This window comes from Actinomyces ruminicola, from assembly GCF_900103885.1.
Classification (GTDB): Bacteria; Actinomycetota; Actinomycetes; order Actinomycetales; family Actinomycetaceae; genus Actinomyces; species Actinomyces ruminicola.
Genome location: NZ_FNIM01000002.1, coordinates 161,805 through 181,834, shown reverse-complemented (window position 1 = coordinate 181,834; position 20,030 = coordinate 161,805). Strand labels below are relative to the sequence as shown.

Annotated in this window: 17 protein-coding genes; 10 read left to right on the top strand and 7 right to left on the bottom strand. The window is 74.1% G+C overall.

What is annotated here, in order from left to right:
- The first annotated feature begins 34 nt into the window (after window positions 1-34).
- The 3 genes from BLR49_RS04105 (at window position 35) to BLR49_RS04095 (ending at window position 1,548) form a co-directional block, all read left to right on the top strand.
- Window positions 35-250, top strand: coding sequence for a hypothetical protein (locus tag BLR49_RS04105; protein WP_092533853.1), 216 nt, complete (start codon window positions 35-37; stop codon window positions 248-250).
- Window positions 243-878: a Fic/DOC family protein gene (locus BLR49_RS04100; protein ID WP_092533850.1), complete on the top strand. Its 636-nt coding sequence runs from the start codon at window positions 243-245 to the stop codon at window positions 876-878. The genes BLR49_RS04105 and BLR49_RS04100 overlap by 8 nt, the downstream gene beginning before the upstream one ends.
- Window positions 879-1,002: 124 nt before the next feature.
- The gene (locus BLR49_RS04095; RefSeq protein ID WP_092533847.1) at window positions 1,003-1,548 is read left to right on the top strand and encodes a NifU family protein; all 546 of its coding nucleotides are present in this window, start codon (window positions 1,003-1,005) and stop codon (window positions 1,546-1,548) included.
- Window positions 1,549-1,700: 152 nt separating this feature from the next.
- On the opposite strand, the gene BLR49_RS04090 is transcribed toward BLR49_RS04095, so the two are convergent.
- From BLR49_RS04090 to BLR49_RS04065, 6 genes are all read right to left on the bottom strand, one after another.
- Window positions 1,701-4,052: an ABC transporter permease family protein gene (locus BLR49_RS04090; protein WP_092533844.1), complete on the bottom strand. Its 2,352-nt coding sequence runs from the start codon at window positions 4,050-4,052 to the stop codon at window positions 1,701-1,703.
- Window positions 4,049-4,729 carry an ATP-binding cassette domain-containing protein gene (locus BLR49_RS04085; protein ID WP_176765770.1) on the bottom strand — a complete coding sequence of 227 codons (681 nt, stop codon included), beginning with the start codon at window positions 4,727-4,729 and terminating at the stop codon, window positions 4,049-4,051. Before BLR49_RS04085 ends, BLR49_RS04090 begins: the two co-directional genes overlap by 4 nt.
- 190 nt (window positions 4,730-4,919) lie before the next feature.
- Window positions 4,920-6,158 carry a TIGR04053 family radical SAM/SPASM domain-containing protein gene (locus BLR49_RS04080; RefSeq protein ID WP_245690411.1) on the bottom strand — a complete coding sequence of 413 codons (1,239 nt, stop codon included), beginning with the start codon at window positions 6,156-6,158 and terminating at the stop codon, window positions 4,920-4,922.
- Complete coding sequence (gene hemQ, locus BLR49_RS04075; protein ID WP_092533838.1) at window positions 6,155-6,961, bottom strand: hydrogen peroxide-dependent heme synthase; 807 nt, start codon at window positions 6,959-6,961, stop codon at window positions 6,155-6,157. The genes BLR49_RS04080 and hemQ overlap by 4 nt, the downstream gene beginning before the upstream one ends.
- The gene (locus BLR49_RS04070) at window positions 6,958-8,478 is read right to left on the bottom strand and encodes a ferrochelatase (protein ID WP_092533835.1); all 1,521 of its coding nucleotides are present in this window, start codon (window positions 8,476-8,478) and stop codon (window positions 6,958-6,960) included. Before BLR49_RS04070 ends, hemQ begins: the two co-directional genes overlap by 4 nt.
- Complete coding sequence (locus tag BLR49_RS04065) at window positions 8,475-9,887, bottom strand: glutamyl-tRNA reductase (protein WP_245690410.1); 1,413 nt, start codon at window positions 9,885-9,887, stop codon at window positions 8,475-8,477. The genes BLR49_RS04070 and BLR49_RS04065 overlap by 4 nt, the downstream gene beginning before the upstream one ends.
- 385 nt (window positions 9,888-10,272) lie before the next feature.
- Between BLR49_RS04065 and BLR49_RS04060 the strand changes: the two genes are divergently transcribed.
- From BLR49_RS04060 to BLR49_RS04030, 7 genes are all read left to right on the top strand, one after another.
- Window positions 10,273-11,541 (top strand): uroporphyrinogen decarboxylase, encoded by a 1,269-nt coding sequence (locus BLR49_RS04060; protein ID WP_245690423.1) that lies wholly within the window; start codon window positions 10,273-10,275, stop codon window positions 11,539-11,541.
- Complete coding sequence (locus BLR49_RS04055) at window positions 11,538-13,373, top strand: protoporphyrinogen/coproporphyrinogen oxidase (RefSeq protein WP_092533826.1); 1,836 nt, start codon at window positions 11,538-11,540, stop codon at window positions 13,371-13,373. The genes BLR49_RS04060 and BLR49_RS04055 overlap by 4 nt, the downstream gene beginning before the upstream one ends.
- The gene (gene hemC / locus BLR49_RS04050) at window positions 13,370-14,536 is read left to right on the top strand and encodes a hydroxymethylbilane synthase (protein WP_092533823.1); all 1,167 of its coding nucleotides are present in this window, start codon (window positions 13,370-13,372) and stop codon (window positions 14,534-14,536) included. Before BLR49_RS04055 ends, hemC begins: the two co-directional genes overlap by 4 nt.
- The gene (locus tag BLR49_RS04045; RefSeq protein ID WP_092533820.1) at window positions 14,533-15,555 is read left to right on the top strand and encodes a uroporphyrinogen-III synthase; all 1,023 of its coding nucleotides are present in this window, start codon (window positions 14,533-14,535) and stop codon (window positions 15,553-15,555) included. Before hemC ends, BLR49_RS04045 begins: the two co-directional genes overlap by 4 nt.
- Window positions 15,552-16,637, top strand: coding sequence for a porphobilinogen synthase (gene hemB, locus BLR49_RS04040; protein WP_092533817.1), 1,086 nt, complete (start codon window positions 15,552-15,554; stop codon window positions 16,635-16,637). Before BLR49_RS04045 ends, hemB begins: the two co-directional genes overlap by 4 nt.
- Before the next feature lie 691 nt (window positions 16,638-17,328).
- Window positions 17,329-18,753: a glutamate-1-semialdehyde 2,1-aminomutase gene (locus BLR49_RS04035; protein ID WP_092533814.1), complete on the top strand. Its 1,425-nt coding sequence runs from the start codon at window positions 17,329-17,331 to the stop codon at window positions 18,751-18,753.
- Window positions 18,754-18,848: 95 nt separating this feature from the next.
- The gene (locus tag BLR49_RS04030; protein WP_092533811.1) at window positions 18,849-19,106 is read left to right on the top strand and encodes a PspC domain-containing protein; all 258 of its coding nucleotides are present in this window, start codon (window positions 18,849-18,851) and stop codon (window positions 19,104-19,106) included.
- On the opposite strand, the gene BLR49_RS04025 is transcribed toward BLR49_RS04030, so the two are convergent.
- The gene (locus BLR49_RS04025; protein ID WP_092533808.1) at window positions 19,094-19,990 is read right to left on the bottom strand and encodes a macro domain-containing protein; all 897 of its coding nucleotides are present in this window, start codon (window positions 19,988-19,990) and stop codon (window positions 19,094-19,096) included. The genes BLR49_RS04030 and BLR49_RS04025 overlap by 13 nt on opposite strands.
- Between the last annotated feature and the right edge of the window lie 40 nt (window positions 19,991-20,030).

Below are 20,030 nucleotides of genomic sequence, written 5' to 3'. Positions count from 1 at the left end.
GACGGTAGCCTGGGTGTAGGAGAGGAGCCTCGAGATGGTTGTAAGGACCGTTCCGATTGTTGATGTTGAGCAGTCGCTCGCGTTGATCGAGAAGGGCCAGCAGCTCGCTGGTCACTTCCCGGATGCCGAAGACATGGGGCGCGCGCGCCGGATCCTGACGGGCGAGCTGTCGCCGGAGGCGGCGCGCGCAGAAGTTCGGGATGCGTTGGCGCGACTTGGCGCGAACGAGCGTGCTACCAGTCGTGGCTGAGGACGACCGTTACACGATCCCTGGTAGCGGAGGAGTACTCCGCAACAAGCTTGGGTTGATCACGCAGGCCGGTGTCGATCGGGCGATGAACATCAGTGCGTCGGCGGAGTGGGCGATTTTGCAGCTTGAGCCGATCCCTGATCGGCTCGACCTTGATTATCTTCGCTCGATTCATCGGCGTTTCATGAGTCCGGTGCTGGATTGGGCGGGCGAACTGCGGAAGGTAGGAGACGAGGTTGGGGCGGGCGGTACGCCGTTCCAGTACGCACCATCGGAGTTCTACAAGCCGTATCTTGATGCGTTGTTCGATCGGCTTGCGGAAGAGGACTATCTGGTGGGTCTTCCAGAGAAGGAGTTTGCTGACAGGCTCGCGGATCGCTGGGGGACGCTGACATTCTGTCATCCGTTCCGCGACGGCAACACCCGCTCGCAGAGTGCCTACATCGACCGACTCGCGACACGTGCGGGTCACCCAATCGACTGGCACCACGTGAACGTCGCTGAACTGCGCGAGGCGCGTCTATCTACAGCGTTCCGCGTTGGTGGTGAGCAGATACTGTCGAACTACCTCCAAATGCGGCTCTTGCCGCCATCACGCAGCGCCACCCTGCGCTTTACCCCAGAGTAATGAGGCGAGGGCGTCTCGATTCTGACTTGTTGGAATGTCTGTGCGAGGGTGGTTGACCGTGTGGACACCGAACCAGAGCGGACGATCCGCCCACACGCGCACCAACCCACCGAAAGGAGCCACCATGGGCGTCGTCCCCACGCATCCCGTGGCGACCCCGGACCCCGCCGTCATGCGCTGGGTGGTCCCCGACGGACTGCTGGGCTTCTCCGGGACCGTGGCCCGCGCCCCGCGCCTGCTGCAGGCCCTGCTTGACGACGGCACCCTGGCGGGGATCGAGGTGGTGCCCGGGGCGGTGCTCACGCTGCTGGGCGAGGGCCGCAGCTGGCGGGACGACGGCGCCGCAGTGCGCAGCGCCCTGGTGGACGCGCTCGGGGTGCCCGGCTCGTGGAAGCCGGCGGCGGGCGCCGTCGGCGTGGGCCCGGACGAGGCCCTGGAGGCGGCGGCCCGGGAGATCGCCGCCGGGACGGTCGGGGCGATCGCCGCGGCCCACGGCGGCTCCTTCACCGTGCAGAAGGTGGCCGACGGCGTCGTCGAGGTGGCCCTGGCGGGCGCCTGCCGGGACTGCCCGGCCGCCGTCATCACCATGCACGCGCGCTTCGAGCACCTGCTGCGGCGTCGCTGCGCGTGGCTCGCCGAGGTGCGCGAGGCACCGAGGTCTGCGAACTAGCGAGTAGACGCCGCGCCAAACCCCACCAACGTGCTCCACTACGAGCTTTTGTACCCTGGTGCACGGGTATTTGCCGTGCACCAGGGTACAAAAGCTCGTAATGGATGGGGAAGGCGTGTGTGAGGCGCCCTCTTGCTCACCGTCTTTGCCGCTTACTCACCGCCCTGGCTGCGGGGCGTGCGGGCCGCGGCCACCAGCAGACCGATGGCCACCGCCGCCGACGCCGCGATGGGGATGGCCCACCACCAGCCGAAGGAGCCGGTCACCAGGGGATTGTTCATTATCAGCGCCGGTTGCGCCCCGAAGCGGCCGAGCAGGGCCGCCACGGTCGTGCACGCCACCACGCTCAGGCTCAATGGCGCCGCCAGCGCGCACTGGCCACGCCTGCCGACGCCGTAGTCCCGCGCCTGCAGCCGCACAGGCCGCAGCCGCCCCAGGAAGGTGATCGCCGCCAACCCCTGGCCGATCACCGCCACTAGGCTCGCCGCGACCGGCACGGCGAGGGCCTGTCGCGTCAGCTGACGCCGCTCCGGGGAGTCCGGCTCGATGACAAAGGCGTAGCCGGCCCGGGTGATGACGTCGCTGCGGAAGGCGTCGCGCTGGTCCTCGGGCAGGGAGCCGAATTCCGGCAGGTGGATCGTGCGCACGTTCGATGGCTCCAGCCCCAGCGCCTCGACCTGCGGGTCGTCGGCGGCAAGCACCACGTCGGGCAGCCACTGGCTGTCCAGCAGGCTCGACGCAGACAGCCCCGTCACCTCGGCGGTCTCCTCCACCTGGCCCGTGACCGGAGTGAAGAAGACGCGCGTCGCCCTGTCTTCGGCACCCCCGCCCAGCAACTCGGCTGCCGCTGTACCGGCCAGCGCGGAGGCGGGCCCATCCTCAGGCGCTAGTGCAATTGACCCCAGGCTGGTGAAGCACATAGCGTCGGTGCAGCCAGACTCTCCCGCCGGAGCCACGCGTGGCAGATGCTGGTCCTCGCGCAACTCGGTGAATACCAGGGCCGACTCCATGGCCTGCGGGTACGCGGCGGTGAGCACGGCGACGTCCTGGATGGTCAGTCTCTCCACCGTCAGCGTCTGATCCTCTCGCCCATCGGTCCCGTTAGCGAAGTGGAGGCTCGCACTGTAGAAGGCGGCGAAGCCGGTGAACATCATGGTGGCCATGAGCACGGGCAGTGCCACCGTGAGGCAGTGACGCACTGCCGTGCCCGCGGTGGGCGTGCGGCGCAGCCACGGCAGGCTGAGCAGCAGCACCGGGGCGGCCAGCGCCCCCACGATCACACCCAGGATGTGGCCGGTCAGCACGCGGTGGGGCTCGGCGACGCGCAGGTACACGAGCGCCACCGCCGCGACCACGCCAGCGGCGCCCAGCGCCACCCCGTAAGCGGGGCGCAGGTGCCAGGCCGCGCCCCGGGTGTCGGCCGACCAGCGGCGCAGCTGTTCCGGCAACACCCCCACCGCGGCGGCGAGCAGCAGCCAGGCCAGGATCAGGCCCCCGCTCTGCCACAGTGCCGGGCGGTAGCCGTCCCAGTACTGCCCCAGCGCGGAGCCGATCGCTGCGTGCCCGAGGCCGAGGGCCACCTGGGCGGCGATGATCCCGAGAAAACTGCCCACAAGCAGCGTCAGCGGCATGCCCGAGCCGGCCAGCACCGCTGCGCGACGTGGCGTCGCCCCCGCGGCCCGCAGCGCCTCGGCGACGCGCCCGGCATGGGGCCGATCCGCGGCCAGGGCTGCGCCGCAGGCGGCGCCGGCGCTCAGCAGCAGCAGCGCCAGCAGCACCGGAAACCCGGCCAGTTGCCGGGAGCTTACCTCCTGCACGGCAGACCGAACGGCATAGTCGACCCCAGCTACCGTTACCGCACCGCTACCACACTGCTTACCCACCCCGATCTGTTCGCACGGGTCGGCGTCACTGAGCCAGGAGGAGATCGCCGCGCCGGCATCGTCGCCCGTAACTTCGCCGGATACCGCGACGGCCGTGAGCTCGTTCGGGGCGGCGGGATTGCGGGTAATGCCGGTAACCGTGTACTCGGCTGTGCCTTCGGGAAGATCCTCCGAAGTCAATTCCAGGCGGTCGCCCACACTCAGGCCCGTGCGCCGGGCGACCTCTGCGGAGATGGAGGCCTCGCCGTCGGCGCGCGGATAGGCGCCCTGTGCGAGCAGGCCGGTGCGGGAGGGCCCACTCAGCACGGACACCTGCACATCCGAGGCACCCCGCGGCCCGCTCAGGGCCGCGCTGGCGCGCAGCACCGCCACCGCCTGACCGTCGCCGGCCAGCGTGTGCATGTGCTCGGACAGCTGGTCGCTGTCGCCGCTGACCTGGTAGCGGTAGCCGCCGAATTCGGCGCGCGCCCCGGCCTCCGCCGTGGCCAGGAACGTGGCCCTGCCGCTCAGCAGCAGAGCACCGAACAGCGCCAGCACGCCGGATAGCAGCAGCGCCGCGGTGAACAGTCCCGGGCGCGCACGTACCGAACCGGTGATCACCCTCAACTGCAGGCGGGTCACCGCTGGGCCCCTCCCGTCATGGCGTCCGCCGAGGGAGGCTCAGCCACGAGATCGTGGTCACGGATACGCAGCACCACGTCGGCATACTCGGCCACCACCGGGTCGTGCGTGGCCACCAGCACCAGCAGGCCGTCGTCGTGGGCCAGGTCGGCGAAGCGCCGGGCGATCTCCCTCGTGGCCTGCTCGTCGACCGCGCCGGTCGGCTCGTCAGCGAGCAGGACCTCCGGGGCGGTAGCCAGTGCGCGGGCGATGGCCACCCGCTGCTGCTCGCCGCCCGAGAGGCTGCCCACTGCGGCGTTGGCCTGCCCGGTGAGTCCGAGCTTGTCCAGCAGTGCGGCGACGTCGGGAAAGGTGCCGACGCCGCCGCCTGCGGAGGCGAACTCCTGGGCCAGTTTCACGTTCTCGACCGCGGTCAGATACGGGACCAGCCGATAGTCCTGGTAGACCTGGGACACGCGCCGAGCACCGCCGGTGCCCGCCAGCTCGATCGTCCCGGTATCCGGTTCGAGCTCGCCGGTGATGAGGCGGAACAGGGTGGTCTTGCCCGAACCCGAGGGCCCCATCACCGCATGCAGCCGCCCGGCCGCGAGCCGACAGGTGACACCCCGGTAGATGACGCGCTCGCGTGTGCCGCCGTAAGCGAAGTCCACGCGATCAAATACGAGTTCCAGGTGCATGCGTCCTCCCATCCTTGGGTCGGCCAATCGCACGATAGCGTTTCCTGCGCTCTACTACGAGCTTTTGTGCCCTGGTGTACGGCAAATTCCCGTACACCAGGGCACAAAAGCTCGTAATGGACAGGAAAGTCGTGTGCGCGGCGCCCCGATTACCGCACCTGCCGCACGCTCATCGGCCCCGGGGTCGTGTTCAGGCCGGTCGTCCCGGACGCGCGGGCGCGCTCAGCAGTGCCTTCACGTCCTCGGGGTAGGGGAAGGAGCCGGGCTGGTAGGCGCACAGAGGCTCCTCGGCGTGCAGGTCCCCGGTGCTGTTGAAGGCCCGCGCTCGCGAGCCGCCGCATACGCGGTTGTACTCGCACTCCCCGCACTTGCCCTGCAGCCGGGAGGTGTCCCGCACCCCGGTGAAGACCTCGCTGTTGCGGTAGATCTCGGTCAGCGAGGCCTCGCGCACGTTGCCGGCGCTCTTCTCCAGGAAGCCGGAGGGGGTGACGTCGCCGATGTGGGAGACGAACATGAAGCCGTTGCCGCTGGAGACGGTGATCGGGGGCCGACGCCGCCGCTCGCCGTGGTCCAGCCCCAGCTCCACGATCCGCTGGCGCAGGCTGCGGTACAGCGGCCCCAGGTGCATGGCGGCGATCATGTCCTCGCCCTCGATGCCCCGCTGCGCCAGGGCGTAGCGCTGCAGGGAGACGCGCCGGAAGTGATGCCCCTCGGTGGTCTTGGAGGGCACCGCCTCGCCCATGTCGTAGAAGATGTTGAGCACGTCCTCGATCTCGGCGGCGTCCAGGCTGCCCAGGTCCACCCCGCGGCCCGTGGGCACCAGCAGGAACCCGGACCAGGTCATCGCCCCGTACTCGCGCACGAGCGCGGCAATGTCGGGCAGCTCGTGGACGTTGTGGCGGGCGACGACGGAGTTGATCTGCACCTTCATGCCCAGTTCGCGGGCCGCCTGCCAGCCGGCGACGGTGCGGTCGAAGGTGCGCTCCACACCGCGGAAGGCGTCGTGGGTGGCGGCGGTGGCGCCGTCGAGCGACAGGGAGATGACGCCCACGCCTGCGTCCTGGAGGCGGGCGAGGGAGTCCTTGTTCAGCTTGTCCGTGCCGGAGGGGGACACGGCCATGTGCAGGCCCAGGCTCGTGCCGTAGGCGGCCAGCTCGGCCAGGTCGGGGCGCTCGAAGCAGTCCCCGCCGGTGATGATGAAGATGACCGCCGGCTTGCCGAAGGAGGCGGCCTCGTCCATCAGGGCCTTGGCCTCGGCGGTGGTCAGCTCGCGGGGGTCGCGCAGGGGCCGGGAGACGGCCCGGCAGTGGCGGCAGGCCAGCTGGCAGGCGCGGGTGGACTCCCAGGTCACCAGCATCGGGCGAAGCGCCGGGTCGTGGCGCTGCATGCGCACCGGGCGGGCGGTGCGGGTCCGGGCGGGGGTGCTCATGCGCGGGGCTGCCGTTCTGCCCACTCGTGGGGGCTGACGCGGCAGCCGGTGTAGAAGGGGGTGTCCACACGCACGTGCAGGCGGGCCTCCGTGTGGCGCTGGTGGTGGATGACACCCTCCAGGCGGTCCAGGGAGTCGGCCTCGAAGCCGAGCACCCACTCGTAGTCGCTCATGCCGAAGGCGGAGAGCGTGGAGCCCTTGACGTCGGGGTACTTGGCAAAGCCGTTGCGGCCGTGGGCGGCCATGATCCGCGAGCGCTCCTCGGCGGGCAGCAGGTACCACTCGTAGCTGCGCACGAAGGGGTAGACCATGCACCAGTCGCGCGGCGCCACGCCGCCGAAGCAGGCGGGGATGTGCTTGCGGTTGAACTCGGCGGGCGTGTGCAGGCCCATGCAGGACCACACCGGCTCCAGGTAGCGCCCCAGGGCACTGGCGCGCAGGCGGTGGTTGGCGTCCTGGAGCTTCTCCGGGTCGTCGTCGAGCCACCAGACCATCAGGTCGGCGTCGGAGCGGAAGCCGGACACGTCGTACCAGCCGCGGGTGGTGACCTCGGAGACGTCGATGAAGTGGGTGGACTCCCCCACCAGCCGACGGCGCGTGTCCTCCAGCGGCGGCAGCGGCGCCGCCAGCCGGTAGACGGCGAACAGGGCGTAGTGGTTGGCGTCGTTGACGGCGTCGAAGTCGACCTCGGCGGCGTCGCGCGGGTCGCGGTGGGGGCGGCGCTCCTCGTCGTCGAATCGGTGCAGGCGGGGGGCGCCCTGGCCGGAGTCGACGTCGGGGTGGGAGTTCTCGTGGTCGCTCATGGGGTTCTCCTTCGGTCGGGGTTGTTGGCGGTGGCGATCTGGGGAGGTCGGCGCGGCGCGTGAGCGGGCGGCCGGGTGGCGGGCCGACAGCAGGTGGGCGGGCAGACGGTGTGGAAGGGGCCGGTGCCGGTGGTGGACTCCGGCCGCACGTCCTGGCCCCGGGCGACGGCGGCCCGCTCGGCGAGCACGTCCGCCAGCGAGGCGACGAAGGCGGGGTGGGTGCCGGCCGTGGCGGCGCGCACGTAGGGCAGGTCGAGGCGGGCCGCGGTCTCGCGGGCCTCGGTGTCCAGGTCGAAGACGACCTCCATGTGGTCGGCGACAAAGCCGATGGGGGCGACGACGACGCCGGTCGGCACCTCCACGGCGCGCCCGTCGGTCAGGCGCCCGGCGGCCAGGGCCTGAAGGTGGTCGTTGACGTCCGGTTCCAGCCAGCGGGCCTGGGGTGGGCCGGAGCGGGAGCAGTAGACCAGGTCCACCTGGGGGCGCCGTCCCAGGCGGGCGGCGACGGCCTCCAGCAGCACCTCGGCCAGACGCTCGTGCTGGGCGATGTAGGAGATCTCGGTGGACAGGTCCGCGGCGACGCCGGGTTCCGGGAGGGAAGGGTGGGGGAGCCCCCCTCGGCTACCATCCGCGCCGCTCGTTCCTCGCGCCGCTCCCGCCAGCCCCGCCACGCCTTCGGGGGCCTCCCCCACCCTTCCGGTTACGGTCGGCGACCCAAATCCAACCGAGTCAGCACGTTCCCCGCCCGAGGAGAGCTCTCCGACCCCACCCGATTCGCGCTCCTCGGCGGTGGGCGCGGACAGGCGCTCCATGGACTCCGGGATGGAATGGGTGACCAGCGCCAGTCGGATGCCGTCGGCGCTCACGCCGTCGGCCACCAGCTGGTTGAAGGCGGCGACGATGGCGTCGGTGTTGGCGGCCAGCATGCCCGGTGTGTTGTAGAAGGGGCGGGTCTTGTCCACCACCAGCTCCACCGGCGCGCCCCCGGCCCCGCCGACGCGGGCGGCGGCGTCCGCCTCCCGGCCCCGCCCGGTGGAACCGTCCTCGCCGGCTCCCAGCAGCTCCAGCGCGCCGGAGACGTCCTCCCGGTACTGGCGGCAGCCGGAGTAGGAGGCGTAGGCGGCGGTGGTGATGGCCAGGACACGGCGGGCGCCGCCGTCGGCGAGCTCGCGCAGGGCCTCGGAGACGAAGGGGTGCCAGTTTCGGTTGCCGATCACCACGGGCACGCGGGAGCCGCGCGCGGCCAGCTCCTCACGCAGGGCCGCCAGCAGTTCGGCGTTGCGGGCGTTGATCGGGGAGACGCCGCCCCAGCGGGAGTAGTGGCCGGAGACCTCGCGCAGTCGGGAGTCGGGCACGCCCCGCCCGGCGGTGGCGTTGCGCATGAAGGGCAGCACGTCGTCGGGGCCCTCGGGGCCGCCGTAGGACAGCAGCAGGACGGCGTCGTAGGGGGCCAGCGGGTCCGCGGCGGCGGAGGAGTCGGGGCGGGGTGTCGGCGCGCCGTCCACGGCAGGGGTCATTGGGGCTCTCCCGGGGCTGAGGCGGATAGGACGGGGTTCAGCTGGACGGCCGGGCCGGACGGGGCGGGCGCCGTGGTGGCGGCGACGGCGTCGCGCAGGTCGGCGGCGATATCCACGCCCAGCAGCAGGTCGAGGGCGTTGAGGTAGTCCTGGCCGCGGCCGGCCTCGGCGGCGGTGCGGGCGGCCACGGTGGGGTGGTGCAGTATGCGGGCGGCCAGGTGGTGCAGGGCGCGGGCGGCGTCTCCGGCGTCGACCCGACCGTCAACTACGCGCAGGCGGGCGATCTCCTCCTCCACCAGCGTCGCGACGTGGCCGCGCAGGCTGCACACCACCGGGTCCATGCGCCGCCCGGCCAGCAGCCGCGCGAACAAGGCGGTCTCCTCATCGACGATGCGGCGGGCGGCGTCAACCTGACCGGACTCGGCCGCGGGGACGGCGCGCTGCACGCTGAGCAGGTCGATCAGGCGCACGCCGGGCAGGGAGCCGACGGCCTCCTCCACATCGCGGGTGAGCGCAAGGTCGAGCACCACCAGGGGACGCGCTCCCGGCCGGCGCCCGGCGGCGGGGCCCACGAGCTCGCGGGTCAGCACCGGCGTGCCCAGGCCCCGGCAGGTGACCACCAGGTCGGCCCCGGCCAGTGCCGCCGCGAGCTCGGCGTCGGTGACGGGGCGCAGGCCGCGCCCGACGGCGAAGGCCCGGGCCCGGTCGGAGCGGGAGTAGACGGCGATGTCGGTGACGCAGTGCCGACGCAGGGCGGTGACGGTGGCGCCGGCGTATGCCCCGGTGCCGACCAGGAGCACGGAGGCGTCCTCCAGGGGCGGCAGGTGGGGGGCGGCCAGGTCGATGCCGACGGCCACGACGGAGCGGCCGTTGCCGGCCAGGCCGGTCTCGTGGGCGACGCGCCGGGAGGCGGTGGAGGCGTGCTCCACGGCGCGGGCTATATCCGCCGACAGGGTGCCCTCCTCGGCGGCCAGCCGCATGGCGCGGCGCAGCTGCCCGGCGATCTCGCGCTCACCCACCACCATGGACTCCAGCCCGGCAGCGGTGGCGAACAGCTGGCCGACGGCGGCGGTGCCCGCCCAGGCGGTCAAGTCCACGCCGCCGGCGCCGCGGCCGCCCGCGTCGCCGACCACTGCCGGTGAATCTGCGGGAAGCAAACCCGCGCGCCGGGCGAGGAAGGCGGCCACCTCCCGGCGCAGCTCAACAGCGGACCGGGCCTCGGGGGCGTCGAGGAGGAGGGCGAGGCGGTTGCAGGTTCCCAGGACGATGGCGCCGCGCAGGTCGGGCAGGGCGGACAGCAGGTCGGGGCCCAGGTGCGCGGCAGTGGCACCCAGGCGGGCGACGGCGTCCAGCCCCTGAGTGCGGTGGTCGGCGGAGAGCAGGTGAATGGTCACGGCAGGGGTAGTCAAGCATCGCTCGCGCGGCGGGGCACAATTGTTCGCAATGCGGCCCGCCGCCATGCCGACGCACCGTCACATCGTCTTTCCGACACCGCGTCAGCAAATCGGCGGAGCGCGCCATTGCAGGCAAAACATCCATCACGTGAACAACTCGGGAGCGATGGGAAACAATGTCCGGACGGCATTGCCAGACGACGCCGCGTCAGGTCATTTCCACCGGCACCATAAGGACGAGGACTATTTCGTGAGCATTTCCGCGCAGAATTCTGCCGGGGCCGAGGCCCCCGTGGGGCCGGGCGGACGCTGCGGGGCGGGGCGCGCCGACGAGCGGGACCGCTCCGGCACCGCGGGCGCCCACGATGAGCCGGGCGGCCCCCGGGCCCAGGAGCCGGCGCTGCTTCAGGCCCTGGCCGGGCGGCGTCCCGCGCGCACGCCCGTGTGGTTCATGCGGCAGGCGGGGCGCTCCCTGCCGGAGTACCGGGCGCTGCGGGAGCGGGCCGGGGCGTCCATGCTGGACGTGTGCCTGTGGCCGCAGGCGGCCGCGCAGGCGACCCTCCAGCCGGTGCGGCGCCACGGCGTGGACGCGGCCGTGCTCTTCTCCGACATCATGGTGCCGCTGCGGCTCGCGGGAGTGGAGGTGCGGATCGAGCCGGGCGTCGGGCCGGTCCTGGACGCCCCCGTGCGCGACGCCGCCCAGGTCGCGCGCGTGGTGGCCCGCCGCTTCGGCGACGCCGAGCGGGCCGGGACCGGCGCGGACGGCGGCGCCCTCGACGGCGCCGCCGGGGCGGCGGCCGTGGAGGCGGCTGTGCGGGCGGTCGTGGCGGAGCTGGGCTCCCCCGGGCACGCGGGCAGGCACGCGGATCACGGCGCCCGCCCGGGCGCCGATCCGGAGGCGCGCGGGGACGACGCGGGGGGATGGTCCACCCTGACCCCCCGGGCGCGGGCCGGACTGGCCCAGTCGCGCGGCGAGGCTGCGTGGACGCCGCTGCTCGGCTTCGGCGGGGCGCCGTTCACCCTGGTCGCCTACCTGGCCGAGGGCCGTCCCTCCCGCGACCACCTGGCCGCCCGCACGCTCATGCACGCCGACCCGGCCGCCTGGGACGCGCTGATGACCTGGGCGGCGCACCTGACCGGCGCGTTCATGGCCACGCAGGTGCGCGCGGGCGCCGCCGCCGTGCAGCTGTTCGACTCCTGGGCGGGCTCGCTGCCCGCCGTCGACTACCGCGAGAAGGTCGCCCCCTATTCGGCGCTCGCCCTCGACCTGGCCCGCGACGCCGTCTCGGCCACCACGGGCCGGCCCGCGGCGGCGATCCACTTCGCCACCCGGGCGGAGCATCTGCTGCCCGAGCTGCACCGCACCGGGGCCGACGTCGTCGGCGTGGACGAGTGCAGCGACCTGGGCGAGGCGAGCAGGTGGCTCGGCGACCGGCCGGTGCAGGGAAACCTCAACCCGGCGCTGTTGGGGGCGCCCTGGGAGGTGCTCGCCCGGGGCGTGGACGCCTGCCTGGAGGCGGGTCGGGCCGCGCCCGCCCACGTGTTCAACCTCGGGCACGGGGTGCCGCCCACGAGCGACCCGGACGTGCTCACCCGGGTGGTGGCGCGGGTGCACGGCTCAACGGATTGGGAAGACGCGGCGCTGGCCGGATGGGACGGTGAGGCATGAGCGAATCGCAGACGGACGGCGTCGGCGCGGTGCGGCCGAGCAGTGCTGAGGTGCGAGACCGCGGCACGGAGGCGCGATCGGCGAGCGGGTCGGTGGAGCGGTGCGACGCGCTGGTGGTCGGCGGCGGCATCGCCGGGCTGGCGGCCGCCTGGGAGCTGACGCGGGCCGGGCTGCGGCCGCTGCTGGTCGAGGCCCGCGGCTACACCGGCGGGCTCGTGGCCGGGGGCGACATCGGCGGGGTACGCATGGATCTGGGCGCGGAGGGCTTCGTCATCCGCGGCGAGGCGGTCACGCAGATGGTCGACGCCCTGGGGCTGGAGGTGGTGGGCCCGTCCGGTGGCGGGGCGCGCCTGTTCCTGCCGCCGCTGGATGGCGCGGCGGGCGACGCCGTCGATGCCTCCGGCACCGCAGTCGATCCCGGAGTCACGGAAGGCCTCGCCGCCGACCCCGCCCGCGGCTGGCGGGCGCACCGCTTCCTGCGCGACGCCTTCCTGGGCATCCCCGCCGATGCGCTGGCCGACGACGTCGTCGCCGTGATCGGGGCGGAAGGCGCCGCCCGCGCGGCGCGGGACGCCGAGCTCGGCGGCGCCGTGGGCACCGGACCGCAGGACCCGGCCGACCTGGCCGCCTTCGTGCGCGCCCGCATGGGCGAGGCGGTGCTGGAGCGGCTGGTGCGGCCGATCGTGGCGGGTATTCACACCGCCGACCCCGCCGACCTTGCCGCCGACACGGTGGCGCCCGGGCTGCGGGAGGCGACCGCCCGCCTGGGGTCGCTGCAGGCGGCGGTCGGCGAGCTGCTGAAGCGGCGGCGGGCCCGGCAGCGCGGCGGCGGCGCCGCGGACGTGACCGTCGCCGGCGGGCTGTTCCGCCTCACCGACGCCCTGCGGGAGGCGATCGAGGCCTCCGGCGGGCGGGTACTCACCCGCACCGGCGCGCGGTGGCTGCGGCCGGCCACCGACACCGCCGGCGGCTGGGAGGTGGGGATCGTCCCCACCACTCGCGGGGCCACGCCGTCGGCCGAGCCGGTGGCGGCCGGGACGGAGCGGGTGGTGCGTTCGCCCCGGGTGGTGCTGGCCTGCTCGGCCGGGGCGGCGCTGCGACTGCTTGAGGGGGCGCCCGGCGTGGATACCCGGCTGCAGGTGCCGGTCGGCTCCCCGATCGCCCGCTTCACCCTGGTTGTGCGTACCCCGGCGCTGTCGGGGGCGCCGGTGGGCTCCGGGCTGCTGGTGGCTCCGGCCGCGCCCGGGCGGGCGCCGGTGCGCGCCAAGGCGCTGTCGCACCTGTCGGTGAAGTGGCCGTGGATCGGCCGGCAGCTGCGGCAGCTCCACGCCACCGACGAGTCCGACGGGAGGCCACCCACCGCCGCGGACGGGCCGGGCCCGTGGGAGGGACGGGTGCACGCACTGCGGCTGTCCTACGGGCGGCCGGGCGAGCCGCGCCCGCAGGTGGAGCTGGCCGATGCGCTGGCCGATGTGGAGGTGCTGACGGGGGTGCGCATCCGCGAGCAGGATGTCATCGACTCCATGCTGGTGCGCTGGGACGGGACCCTGCCGCCGGTCACGCCCGCCTACCGCGAGCGCACCCGGCGCCTGCTGGCCGAGGTCGAGCCCCTGGCGGGGCTGGCCGTCACCGGGGCGTGGGTGGCCGGGAGCGGGATCGCCGCCGTCGTCGCCCATGCGCGCGAACAGGCGGCTGCGCTGGCAGGCGGGCGGAGCGAGGAGGCGCCGCCGGCGGGCGCACCCGCGCACCTCGATCCCGCAACCCCAGGCGGCCGACCCCGCCCCGGACCCGCAGGCGGCGCCAGCGGCGTCGAGGAGGAGGGGCGCGCATGAGCACCGGCAAGGTGATCGGATCGGGCCCGTCGTCGGCGCACACGGTCCGCCTGGGCACGCGCGGCTCGGCGCTGGCGGTGGCCCAATCCACCCAGGTGGCGCGGGCGATTGCCGCGGCCTCCCGGCGGATCGGCGCGGACCTGGAGGTGGAGCTGGTCGAGATCCGCACCCGCGGAGATGTCGACGCCACCCCACTGACGCGGCTCGGCGGGGTGGGGGTGTTCGCGGCCGCCCTGCGCGAGGCGCTGCTGGAGGGCGCCTGTGATCTGGCCGTGCACTCCTGCAAGGACCTGCCCACCGCCCCGGTGCCGGGGTTGCGCATCGCCGCTATGCCGACCCGGGAGGACCCGCGCGACGCCCTGTGCGCCGCGGGCGGGGCGACGCTGGCGAACCTGCCCCGCGGGGCGCGGGTCGGCACCGGCTCACCGCGCCGCGCCGCGCAGCTGGCGGCGGTGCGCCCGGACCTCGAAGTCGTGCCCGTGCGCGGGAACGTGCCCACGCGGCTGTCCCGGGTGGTCGGATCGGTGGTGGGCGCGGACGGCCCGCTCGGCGCCGTGCGCGAGCCCGACCTGGACGCCGTGGTGCTGGCGCTGGCGGGGCTGCGCCGGCTGGGCCTGGATGCGTATGCGAGCCAGGTGCTCGCGCTGCCCGGTGCGGAGGCGGAGCCGGTCATGGTGCCGGCGCCCGCACAGGGAGCGCTGGCCCTGGAGACGCGGGACGATACCGGGGCCGGAGCCGCCGCCGGCGCGTGCCCGGCCGGCGCCGCCCCAAAGGACTCCCCCGGCGCGCAGGCGGTCGCCTCAGACCCGGGGCTGTCCGCGGCATTGACCGCCACCCTGGCCGAACTGGACGACCCGGCCACCCGGGCGGCGGTGACCGCCGAACGCGCCCTCATGCGGGCCTTGGAGGCGGGCTGCGCCGCACCGGTCGGGGCGGTGGCGGCGCCCACGGCGCTGGCTGACGGGCGCGCGGGGCTGCGGCTGGACGCCGTCGTGGCGGCGGCCGACGGGGCGCGGCTGCTGCGGGAGTCGGCGACCGGGGCGCGCACGGATGCCGCCGGGCTCGGTGCGGCGGTGGCCGCGGCTCTGCTGGCTGCGGGAGCCGCCGAGCTGGCGGACCTGCGCGCCTCGCTGCCCGGCCGTGGGCACCGGGAGGCGCCATGAGCCGGCCGGGCAGCGTCACCCGCAACGACGTGCCGCTAGCGAAGACCGGTGACGCCGCCCGAAGCGCGTCGGCGCCGCCCGAGCCGGGCCCGCCCGCCGCCGGGGCCTCCGCGGCAGCCGGGGTCGGCCCGTTGTCCGGACGACGCATCCTGCTGCCGCGGGCCAAGCCGGACGATGCCATCGCCGCCGAGTTGAGCGCGGCGGGCGCCGAGGTGGTGCGTGTGGGCGTGACCCGGTCCGTTCCCGGGCCCGTCGAGCCCCGCGAGCGCGCCGCCCGCGACCTCGCGGCCGGCGAGTACGCGTGGGTGGTGCTGACCTCTGCCCGCACCCTGGAGTACTTCGATCTCAGCTTCTTCGGGGGCGGTGAAGAGGCAGCCGAGTGCGGCGATGCGAGCGCCGCCGCACATGCTCCGAGCTCCCCCGGGCGTTCTGCCGCGGGGCGGGCCGTCTCCGGTACTCCGACCGCCGCCTCGGCGGCGCGGGGGCTCACCAGAATTGCCGTGGTCGGCGAGGCCACCGCGCGGGCCGTGCGCGAGCGGCTGGGGCGCGAGCCCGACCTGGTGGCGGCCGGCAGCGGCGCCGCCCTGCTGGACCTGCCCCGGCTCACCCATGGCCCCGCTACGGACCGCCGCCGACTGCTGCTGCCCGGCTCGGCGCTGGCCTCCCCGAAGTTGGCCGCGGGCCTGGCCGCCGTCGGCTGGGAGGTGGATGCGGTGGCCGCCTACACCATGGAGCCGGTTCCCGCCGGGGAGCTGCCCGGGGGCCTTGCCGCCGACTGGGCGAGTGGCGGCTTCGACGCGGTGGTGCTGGTGGCGGGCTCCTCCACGCGTGCCCTGGTGGAGGCGGCCGGGCCGCCCGCGCCTGCCACGCGTGTGGTGGCGATCGGGAGGCCGACCGCGGCGGCAGCGCGGGCCGTCGGCCTGGACGTGGATGCCGTGGCCGCCTCCCCCACACCCGGCGACATCCGCGCTGCCATACTCACCTTGCTTCCCACCGATCTCAGGAGACCAGAACCATGACCACTGCCCTCCCCCTGCCCGACCCGCACGACCCCGCCACCTCGCCGGCCGCCGACCTGCTCGTCTCGCGGGGCGTGCCCGCGCCCGCGGCGCCGACCGTGCGCCCGCGTCGGCTGCGCCGCACGCCGGCCCTGCGCGGGCTCGTCGCCGAGACCCGCATCGACCCTGGTCAGCTGATCCTGCCGGCCTTCGTGCGCGAGGACATCACCGAGCCTGCCCCGATCGGCGCCATGCCCGGCGTGGTGCAGCACACGCTGGAGTCCATTCGGCGGGAGGCCGCCGCCTGCGCCGAAGCGGGCGTGGGCGCCATCGACCTGTTCGGCGTCCCGGCCACGCGAGACCAGGCCGGCTCCCAGGCGTGGGCCGAGGACGGCATCCTCAACCGGGCGATAGCCGCGGTGCGCGCAGAGGTCGGGGACGCGCTGGTCGTGTGCGCCGACACCTGCCTGGACGAGTTCACCTCCCACGGCCACTGCGGCCTGGTGCGCCCGGACGGTGACCGCCGCGCGGGCGAGATCGACAACGACTCCACCCTGGCGCTCTACCAGGCCATGGCCGTCTCCCAGGCGGAGGCCGGGGCGCACATGGTCTCCCCCTCCGGCATGATGGACGGGCAGGTCGCGGCGATCCGCGCCGCCCTGGATGCCACCGGCCATGACGATGTCACCATCCTGGCCTACTCCGCCAAGTACGCCTCCGCCTATTTCGGGCCCTTCCGGGAGGCCGTCGGCTCCACCCTCAAGGGCGACCGCCGCACCTACCAGCAGGATCCGGCCAACCGCCGCGAGGGCCTGCGGGAGGTGCTGCTGGACGTGGAGCAGGGCGCCGACCTGGTAATGGTCAAGCCGGCCGGACCCTACCTAGACGTACTGGCCGACGTGGCCGCCGCCAGCCCGGTGCCGGTGGCGGCCTACCAGGTCAGCGGCGAGTACGCGATGGTGGAGGCGGCCGCCGCCAACGGCTGGATCGACCGCGAGCGCGTGATCATGGAGTCGCTGCTGGGGATCGTGCGCGCCGGCGCGGACTGCGTGCTGACCTACTGGGCCCGCGAGGTGGCCGAGCGGCTGCGCGCGCAGCAGTAAAAGTGTCCATCGGTGACCACTTTGACGATCTGGCAGCGAGCGTACCCCCGGCAGACACCATGTTTTCCCCGGTGTTAAGCCATTCCTGCGAGAAGGCATTGCGGGCGGCGGGCTTAAACTGGTCACCGATGGACACTTTTCCGGCTCTTCCGGTTTGCAGGTGTAGCGGCTGGTTGAGGTCAGGGCGCGCGCGAGCTTGAAGGGAAGGCGGGGGCCTTGGGTGTGGGCCGGTCCCGGTGGGGGTGACTAGGCGAGGTGTGACGGCTTGCCGGGCCCCAGGGCTCCGCCCCTGCACGCCCCATCCTGGCGGCCCGCCCTCACAGCGCCCCTCGGGATGCTTCCCTGTGCGCCCCCGGCGGCGCTCCCTTCCGCGTGCTCACCCCTGCCGCCAAACCCGGCACAGTTCCCAGCCCCCTACTTGGACCGCGGTTCTCCGGTTGGACCGGGTTCCTCCGGTTGGACCGCCTGAGAGTGCGCCTAGGGTGGTCCAAATACACACAGGCGGTCCAACCAGGCGTGGGGCGGTCAGCCGCGCCGCAAACAGTCATGCGCTCCAGACACCACCCCGACCCACACCACCACACGCCCAAACCGGAAAAGCCACTTCTGTCTAACCGAGCACATCGGGGCGTCATAGGCTTCCGCCAGACCACCTGCCTAGACCGCCGCCGATCAGCCCAGGAGCCCGCCCATGCCGTCAACCCCCACCAATGCCGACCTGTTCGCCGCCGCCCGCAGCGTGATCCCCGGCGGCGTGGACTCCCCCGTGCGCGCCTTCGGCTCGGTGGGCGGGGTGCCGGCCTTCATCACAGGTGCTCGCGGCGCCCGCGTGGTGGACGCCGAGGGGCGCGAGTACGTGGACCTGGTCGGCTCCTGGGGGCCGGCGCTGCTCGGCCATGCCCACCCGGAGGTGGTGGTGGCGGTGCAGGCGGCCGCAGCGCGGGGGCTGTCCTTCGGGGCGCCCACCGCCGCGGAGACCGAGTTGGCCGAGGCGGTGCGGCGCCGGGTGCCGCCGGTGGAGCGCCTGCGGCTGGTGTCCACCGGCACCGAGGCGACCATGACGGCGGTGCGGCTGGCGCGCGGCTTCACCGGCCGTGACCTGGTGGTGAAGTTCGCCGGCTGCTACCACGGGCACAGCGACGGCCTGCTGTCGGCGGCCGGATCGGGTGTGGCCACGGGCGGGCTGCCGGGCTCGGCCGGGGTGCCGCAGGCGGTGGCCGCACAGACGCTGGTGCTGCCCTACAACGACGTCTCCGCCCTGGAAGAGTGCTTCGCGGCGCGCGGGAAGGAGATCGCCGCGGTCATCACCGAGCCGGCGCCGGCGAATATGGGCGTGGTCCCGCCCGCGCCCGGCTTCAACGCGGCCATCCGCCGGGTCACTGCGGCGTACGGCGCCCTGATGATCGCCGACGAGGTGCTCTCCGGGTTCCGGGTGGGCCCGGCGGGATTCTGGGGCCTGGAGGCGGTAGACGGCTGGGCGGCGGAGGCGGCCGAATCGAAACATGCGCAGCCCACCCCCTCCTGGCCGGGCGGCCCAGACGGCCACGACACCTCCTGGCGCGAGCGGGCGGCCTGGGCGCCGGACCTGTTCACCTTCGGCAAGGTGATCGGCGGCGGCATGCCGCTGGCGGCGGTGGGCGGCCGCGCCGAGGTGATGGACCTGCTGGCGCCGCTCGGCCCCGTCTACCAGGCGGGCACCCTCTCCGGGAACCCGCTGGCCACGGCCGCCGGCCTGGCCACGCTCGCCCTGGCCGACGATGCCGTCTACACCACGGTCGCGCGCCGCGCCGCCCAGATCGGCCAGATCGTGAGCGCGACCTTGAACGAGCAGGGGGTGCCCCACCGCGTGCAGTACTCCGGCTCGCTGTTCTCGATCATGTTCGGCCCCGCGGCGGCCGCGGAGGGCGTGCGTGACTACGCGGCCGCCCGCGCCCAGGAGGCCTGGCGCTTCGCCCCGTTCTTCCACGCCTTCCTCGACGCCGGGGTGGCGCTGCCGCCGAGCGTGTTCGAGGCCTGGTTCGTCTCGGCCGCGCACGGCGACGCCGAGGTCGAGCGCATTGCGGCAGCGGCACCTGCGGCCGCCCGGGCCGCCGCAAAGGCGCGCCCCGAGGCGTAGGCAGGCATCCCCGCGGCTGAGCGGCGGCCGCTACCAGGGCGACGTCAGGGGCATCCCGGATACCGTCGCGTGGCGGGACCCGGCAGGCTGTTGCCATGACACAGCAGCGTCCCACCAACCCCTACGACCGCCGGCAGTCCTTCTCCCAGCGCACCGAGTCGTGGCGCGCACGGCTGCCGCGGCGGTCCCACCGGCGCCTGCTGGCGGGCGTGTGCGGCGGACTGGCCGAGTACTGGGGCGTGAGCCCCACGCTGGTGCGGCTGGCAACCCTCGCCCTGGCCCTGCTGCCGGGCCCGATGTGGGTCGTCTACGCCGTTGCCTGGGCGCTCATGCCCGGCCCCTACGCGCGCTGAGGAGCGTTCTCGCCCCGGGCGGCGAGCGCGATCTCGTAGGCGGCGACGTCTACGTCGGCGAAGGCACAGATCACGATGCGCAGCCCGGACTCGGGGTGGGCGCCGAGCCAGTCCGCGAGCGTGGCGAGCACGAGCTGCGCCGCCTTGTCCTTGGGGTAGCCGTATTCACCGGTGGACACCGAGCACAGCCCCACCGAGTCCAGGCCGGCATCCGCGACGGCATCCAGCACGCTGCGGTAGCTGGAGGCCAGTAGGGCGCGGTCGGCGTCGGTGGGGCGGCCGCCCTCGATGATCGAGCCGACGGTGTGGACCACGTGCGCGGCGGGCAGGTGGTAGCCGGCGGTGAGCAGCGCGCGGCCGGTCTCCTCGGGGCGGCCGCCGCGGGCCTCCATGTAGGCGGCGCACTCGGCGCGCAGCCCGGGGCCGGCGACGGCGTGGATGACGTTGTCGATGCAGGTGTGTCCGGGGACGAAGCAGCCCAGCATCTGCGCGTTGGCGGCGTTGACGATCGCGCCGGCACGCAGGGTGGTCAGGTCGCCGCGCCACAGGGCGACGTGCTCGCCGAGCGGGCCGGGCGTGCCGTGGGTGGCCTCCAGGGTGGGCAGGGCCAGGGCGTCGGGGGCGCCGGCGTCGTGCACGCGCTGGGCGGACTCGGCGGCGAGCATCTCGTCCAGGTCTGCCCGCACGTCGTCGTCGGGGATCTCGCGGGGCGGGCGGATGGTGAGCAGCCCGTCCAGCAGCCTGCGCAGCTCTACCGGCGGGAGCTCGGCGAGGGCGGCGGGTGGTGGGAATGCGGCGACGTCGCCGGCCTGGACGGCCTCGGTGGCGAAGTGCCGGGTGAGGCGGTGCAGGCGGGCGACGTCGGCGGTGGGCGCGTGCGGCATGCCCTCAGATTAGGCGCGGCGCCGCGCGGTTGCGGCGGCG